Below are 6,128 nucleotides of genomic sequence, written 5' to 3'. Positions count from 1 at the left end.
CGTTATTGGTGATGTGGCTAACACCTTTCCAAGCAGGGTTCCCACCTGCTACCTCACTCGACCTATGCTTGGTCGCTCCACTTTCGCAGGTTTTCTCCCTACCGAGCTGCCTTGTATACCCAAACCCGCACGGGAGAGGTGTCAGTTGGGGAAGAACGGCTGTGCACCTCTCCAACATACGTTCTGCTTTTCTCAACAATTTTGATATTTGCAGGTTTTGCCACTTTGCGTTTACCACGCTCCCTTTACTGCGCTGCCCCTGCTGTCGCACCGCGCGCAACTCCTGGTGCGCGGTGTTGCGCTGCATGACGGCGGTCGGTCGACCACATGAGCCGTGCGCGCTCAGCCAAACTCCGCCCCGCCCCCCGGGCGGCGCGAACGCAAAAGGGACCGGCCCGCCCAATAGCTAAAGCTATTGGCAGGTCAGTCCCTTCATTATTGCCCGGCCCTTGCTTAAGCGCGGGAAATGTATTTGCCTTCGTCGGTATCGATGAGCAGCACGTCACCTTCGTTGATGAAGAGCGGAACTTGCACGTTCAGTCCGGTTTCCAGCTTGGCGTTTTTGGTAGCGCCGGTAGCTGTGTTGCCTTTGATGCCCGGCTCGGTTTCAACGACTTTCAGCTCTACGCTTTTCGGCAGGTTGATACCGAGAATTTCGCCCTGATAGCTCATGATTTTAATGTTCATGTTCTCTTTCAGGAAGTTCAGCTCCCACTTGAGCTGCTCAGACGTCAAGCTGGTCTGATCGTAAGTTTCATTATCCATGAAAGTGTGTTCGCTGCCGCTGGCGTACAAATACTGCATATCTTTGTTGTCGATGTGAGCGCGGCCCACGTTCTCGCCTGCGCGGAACGTGCGCTCGACGGTGTTGCCGTTGCGCAGGTTTTTGAGCTTGGTGCGCACGAATGCAGCGCCTTTGCCCGGTTTGACGTGTTGAAAATCTTGAACGGTAAACAAGTCGCCGTCCACTACAATCGTTAAACCTGTTTTAAAATCATTTACTGAAATCACTGGTGTGTCCCTCCGCTAATCAATGATAAGAAAATCTTTGCTAGAATGTGTAAGTATTTTAATTCCGGCGTCGGTAATGACGACGTCGTCCTCTATCCGCACTCCGCCGAATCCGGGGAGATAGATGCCAGGCTCGACCGTTACTACCATGCCGGGCGTTAAAATCGTATCTTCCGCTTTGGACAATCGCGGAGATTCGTGAACTTCCATGCCCAGGCCGTGTCCGGTGCCGTGGCCGAAATATTCGCCGTAGCCGTGGCGCGCGATCACGTCGCGGGCAAAGGCGTCGCCCTGCCAGCCGGTAATGCCGGGTTTCAGGTTGTCCAGGCAGTGCAGCTGAGCTTCCAGCACGATGCCGTAAATTTCTTTGTGCTTATCCGTCGGCTTGCCCAGCATAACCGTGCGGGTAATGTCGGAGCAATACCCTTTATAATACGCTCCGAAATCCAATTTGACAAATTCGTTGCTCTGCAAAACGCGGTCGCTCGCTTTGCCGTGCGGCAGTGCGGACCGCTCGCCGGATGCAACGATCGTCTCGAACGATGTGGAAGTCCCGCCGTTTTTGCGGATGAACATTTCGATTTCCAAAGCAATGTCTTTTTCCACCGCACCGGGCTTCAGAAAAGACAAAATATGCGAGAACGTCGCATCGGCCAAATCGGCGGCTTCCTGCATGATTTGCAGTTCGGTCTCATCCTTGATATTGCGGATCCGCTCGACCAGCCGGTCAGTCGGGACAAGCTGAATGCCCGGCAATGCGGCCTGGTAGCTCAAGTAATCGCCATAGGACACGTCCGCCTGCTCAATACCAAGCTGACCGATTCCCTGCTGCCGCAAAATATCGCCGACCGATTCGACGGCTTTGGGTTTATGCTCGATCACTTCAAAAAGCTTCGCCTGCTGCGGCGCTTGCGTCATATAGCGAAAATCGGTCAACAGAACCGCCCGATCCGTTGTAACGACGACATAACCCGAAGATCCCGTAAAACCCGTCAAGTATACGCGGTTGTACGCATTGGTAACAAGCACTGCCGGCAAATCCAGCTGCCGCATCTCTTTGCGCAGCCGCTCAAGGCGTTTTTCCTGCATTCGTATCACCATTCTTTCCTACAAATGTTCGTACAACGCTCTTAGACCGAGCTGATAGCTCTGTGCGCCAAAACCGCAAATTTGCCCGATGACAACCGGGGCTGTTACGGAAAGATGGCGAAATTCTTCTCTTTTATGAATGTTCGACATATGTACTTCGACGCAGGGCAGCTGCACGGTCGACAGCGCGTCGCGGATCGCGTAGCTGTAATGCGTGAACGCGCCCGGATTGATCAGCAGGCCGTCCTTCGTGCCGAAAGCTTCATGAATTTTGTCGATGATGGCGCCCTCGTGGTTGGATTGGAAGCTTTCCAGCTCGATGCCAAGCTCCCCGGCCAACTCGCTTAGGCTCTGGATAATGGCGGCCAGCGACGAACTGCCGTAAATCCCGGGTTCGCGGACGCCAAGCATATTCAAATTCGGACCGTTAATAACGAGCACTTTTTTCAAAATAAGGGAACCCCCCGGAACCTTCCCGTCAGGAAAGCTTATCATTAAGTATGCGCCAGACCTCCGTCGGGAAACTGCGCGGTTGAACTTAAATATTTTACCATAACTTTCATGCGTTGTGTATAGGTTCTCTCGTTCTTTCGTCCGTATATTCGATGGCGATCGAGTAGCCGATAAACAACCCCCACAACAGGAAGAGGCAAAAGTCGCTAATGATCGTATTTGCATCAAGATCGTGAATCCAGTACATCAATCCCACATAAGGGCCGACGAGCAAGTAGAGCACTCCCCACCACGCAACCCCGTACGCTACGCCCCACCAAGGCCCGCTTAATTTTCCGAGAAAAATCGTATACAAAAAAGCCGCGGCAATGGAAAATAGCGTGAAAAAAAACCAGCCGACCAATCCTCCTTTCCATGTAAACAAAAAATCGTGCTTGAAAAACGGCTCGACCAAAAAGCCGATCGCGACTTTTGTAAATTTTAAATATTGCTCGACGATTTTCAGAGCGCCCCAGATCAAACCCGCGAAAAACCCGATATATAGCGCAAAAAGCCACCTGCTCGTCCGCAGCATTCGTTTCTTTAGTCCGTTCATCCTTGGCCCCTCTTCCTTTCCCTGCACGCTTTGCTCGCACTTTCCTGATCAGGAATAGTATGTTCTGCGGCGATCGGTAGCATTCAATCCGCGAATCCGTTACAATGAGAAGATAGCATGAACCATTTTAAAACGAGTACAGATAAGAAGGTGGATCTATTGTCGGAGCAAAACAGCATATACGGAGGACAAGCCGTCATCGAGGGCGTGATGTTCGCAGGAAGAAACGTGCACGTGACAGCGGTGCGCAAAAAGGACGGCTCTCTTGAATATCTGGAGGTGCCCAAAAAAGTAATTCCGTGGGTGCAAACGCTTAAGAAAATTCCGTTCATCCGGGGAATCGTCGGCATTATCGAATCGAGCGCCAAGGGCGCGCAGCATTTGAACTTCTCCGCGGAAACGTTCGCCGAAGAAGAAGATGGCCAGGAGGCCGGCGCCATGAAAGAAGCGAAGCCCGGCATATTTTCCAACATTTCCATGATGCTCGGCGTTGCCGTCGTCGGCGTCATTTCGTTCCTGTTCGGAAAATTCGTGTTCACCCTTGTTCCTGCGGTCATTGAGCAGTTTTTGTTTCAGCATGTATTCAGCAATCAATTTCTTCATAATCTAATAGAAGGATTAATTAAAATTGTGCTGCTGATCGGCTACATTTATTTCATTTCCTTAACGCCCATGATCAAAAGGCTGTTTCAGTACCACGGCGCCGAGCACAAAGTGATCAGCGCGTACGAGGCAGGCGTCGAACTGACGGTCAGCAACGTGCAAAAATTCAACACGCTCCATTACCGGTGCGGAAGCAGCTTTATCGTCTTCACCGTTATTGTCGGCGTAGTCATCTACTCTTTCCTGCATTATGACGGTTACGTGGAACGCATCGTGCAGCGTCTGCTGCTGCTGCCGGTCGTCATCGGCGTATCGTATGAAGTGCTTCGCTTTACGAACTCGCTTCGCGAGGTGCCTGTGCTGCGCTTCCTTGGCTATCCCGGCCTATGGCTGCAGCTTCTGACTACGAAAGAACCGGAGGACAGACAGGTAGAGGTTTCGATCGCCTCTTTCAACCGTATGCGCGAAGCGGAGAAAAAAATTATGGAGGGACGCATATGAGGCAGCGATTTTCCCTGAGCATCATCATCATTGCGGTTTTGATTGCTATCGGCATGCTCGTCAGCTTGCGGACTTTGTTCATACCCATATTAGTGCTGGGGATCATCTTCCTGCTCTATAAGTTTCCTCCTTCCAGCTGGAAGATGAATCAGGGCGCCCGCAAAAACACAAGAGGAAAAACAAAGACGGCAAAATTCCGCGTCATTCCCGGAAACAAGGACGCCGATTCGGACGACTATCCGAAGTATCACTGAGTTTTGCGGAGCACATACTTTTCGTAGTCCTGCTCGTAAGTTTGCATCGTCCATTTCGTAAAATAATGATCCGCAGCTGTATACCCGGCCTCGTATAATTCGAGGCTTTTTTCTTTGGAAATGTCGAACTGGGTGTTATGAACGCCAAGGGTCGGAATTTTCACCGTCCGAAAGCGGTTGTGCTGCTCAATGTAACGCTCGTCATGCGCGCTGAGCATCGTTTCGAACAGTGCCTCGAACATCGTGATCGGCCCTTTGATTTTGTGCATTTGGTTGGTGCTTTTCCCTACAAGCTGAAAACCGATGACAGGTACACGCTCGGCATAAGTTTCACGGTCAAACACCCAAAGCGGATAGTTGCTGAGCAAGCCCCCGTCCACCACGTAAATAAATTGCTTTATAAAAGCATCCGCCGCGGCGGAGCTTTTTGCTTTGCTTCTTGTTTTCAGGCGAATCATCACCGGGTCGAAAAAATACGGGATGCTCGTGCTCATCCGCACCGCTTTGGCGACCGGGAACTTGCGCGGGTCGATTCCGTATTGCGCGATGTCGTCGGGCAGCACGAGCAGCTTGCCCTGCGTAATATCCGAAGCGATGATCCGCAGCTGATTCGGCTTCAAGTCGCCGAAGGTGCGGATGCCTTTGGCCAGCAAAATTTGGTACACCCAGTTTTCCAACGCCTCTCCGGAATACAACCCTTTTTTAATAAACAGCCTCGCCGCCGGGCCGATAATGTTCGCATTGAACAGCGCCGACCTTTGCAAAAACGATTTAAACGGCGATTGCAAAATCAATTTCTTCATCTCTTCGCCCGTATATCCGGCAGCCAGAAAAGCCGCGACGATCGAGCCCGAGCTTGTGCCGGCCACCTCATGAAACACATATCCCCGATCATTCGCGGCGCTCACTGCGCCCGCCAGAGCAATGCCTTTTACGCCCCCGCCCTCAAACACGCCGTTGATCTTCATCCCACACTCTCCCCGAAGCGCAGTTAACGGACGCCAAGCGCTCCATTGTTATGTATGCGGGGACAGTTTGTCACTATGCCGCTTGCATCGCTCGGCGGGCAGAAAAAAAGACAGTACCCTCGCTATTTCGAGAGTATCTGTCCTTCTTAAGTATCGGCTTCCAATTCCTTGCGAACTTGCTGCAGCTCATTCATCCGGCCGGGGTCGCGGCGGAAATATTCGAGAAGCGTCTCGATGCAGGTGATCGAATCCCAGCTTAAATGATGCTCGATCCCTTCGACATCTTTATATATGTTGTCTTCCTGTACGCCGATCGTGGTCAAAAAGTCTTCCAACAGCTGATGCCGGTCCACCAGACGTTTGCCCATTTTTTTGCCTTTGGAGGTAAGCATGAGACCGCGGTATTTTTCATATACCAGATAGTTGTCTTTGTCGAGCTTCTGAATCATTTTGGTAACGGATGAGGGATGCACCTCAAGCCCTTCAGCAATGTCGGAGACGCGAGCGTAGCCCTTCTCGTCGATGAGCTTGTATATTCTCTCCAAATAGTCCTCCATGCTTGGTGTAGCCATTAGCTTAGTTCCCCCTGCTTACTCAATTTCCTTTTTATAGCTTTACCTATCATAATGCATGAACCCGGATGCGGTCAAATCT

The 6,128-nt window shown here is 51.5% G+C and carries 8 protein-coding genes; 2 read left to right on the top strand and 6 right to left on the bottom strand.

Annotation, left to right across the window (positions count from 1 at the left end; genetic code table 11):
• Positions 1–453 precede the first annotated feature (453 nt).
• From efp to AC6RNO_RS06650, 4 genes are all read right to left on the bottom strand, one after another.
• Positions 454–1,011: an elongation factor P gene (gene efp / locus AC6RNO_RS06665; protein ID WP_474681589.1), complete on the bottom strand. Its 558-nt coding sequence runs from the start codon at positions 1,009–1,011 to the stop codon at positions 454–456.
• Positions 1,012–1,026: 15 nt separating this feature from the next.
• Positions 1,027–2,100, bottom strand: a complete 1,074-nt coding sequence (locus AC6RNO_RS06660) for a M24 family metallopeptidase (RefSeq protein WP_497105013.1) — start codon at positions 2,098–2,100, stop codon at positions 1,027–1,029.
• Between the two features lie 18 nt (positions 2,101–2,118).
• Positions 2,119–2,550 (bottom strand): type II 3-dehydroquinate dehydratase, encoded by a 432-nt coding sequence (gene aroQ / locus AC6RNO_RS06655; RefSeq protein ID WP_474681591.1) that lies wholly within the window; start codon positions 2,548–2,550, stop codon positions 2,119–2,121.
• A 109-nt stretch (positions 2,551–2,659) separates the two neighbouring features.
• Positions 2,660–3,148 carry a YqhR family membrane protein gene (locus AC6RNO_RS06650; RefSeq protein ID WP_474681592.1) on the bottom strand — a complete coding sequence of 163 codons (489 nt, stop codon included), beginning with the start codon at positions 3,146–3,148 and terminating at the stop codon, positions 2,660–2,662.
• 117 nt (positions 3,149–3,265) lie between these two features.
• Here AC6RNO_RS06650 and AC6RNO_RS06645 point away from each other — a divergent pair, with 117 nt between their 5' ends.
• Both AC6RNO_RS06645 and AC6RNO_RS06640 read left to right on the top strand, forming a co-directional pair.
• Positions 3,266–4,252, top strand: coding sequence for a DUF1385 domain-containing protein (locus AC6RNO_RS06645; RefSeq protein WP_497105012.1), 987 nt, complete (start codon positions 3,266–3,268; stop codon positions 4,250–4,252).
• Entirely contained in the window at positions 4,249–4,506 is a 258-nt protein-coding gene (locus AC6RNO_RS06640) for a hypothetical protein (protein WP_497105011.1), read from the top strand. Before AC6RNO_RS06645 ends, AC6RNO_RS06640 begins: the two co-directional genes overlap by 4 nt.
• Here AC6RNO_RS06640 and AC6RNO_RS06635 read toward each other — a convergent pair.
• Both AC6RNO_RS06635 and mntR read right to left on the bottom strand, forming a co-directional pair.
• Positions 4,500–5,474, bottom strand: coding sequence for a patatin-like phospholipase family protein (locus AC6RNO_RS06635; protein ID WP_497105010.1), 975 nt, complete (start codon positions 5,472–5,474; stop codon positions 4,500–4,502). The genes AC6RNO_RS06640 and AC6RNO_RS06635 overlap by 7 nt on opposite strands.
• 146 nt (positions 5,475–5,620) lie before the next feature.
• On the bottom strand, positions 5,621–6,046 hold the full coding sequence (mntR, locus tag AC6RNO_RS06630) for a transcriptional regulator MntR (RefSeq protein WP_488436632.1): 426 nt from the start codon (positions 6,044–6,046) through the stop codon (positions 5,621–5,623).
• Positions 6,047–6,128: the final 82 nt, after the last annotated feature.

The organism is Paenibacillus sp. sgz302190, from assembly GCF_059820445.1.
This window is presented reverse-complemented; position numbering and strand designations above follow the sequence as displayed.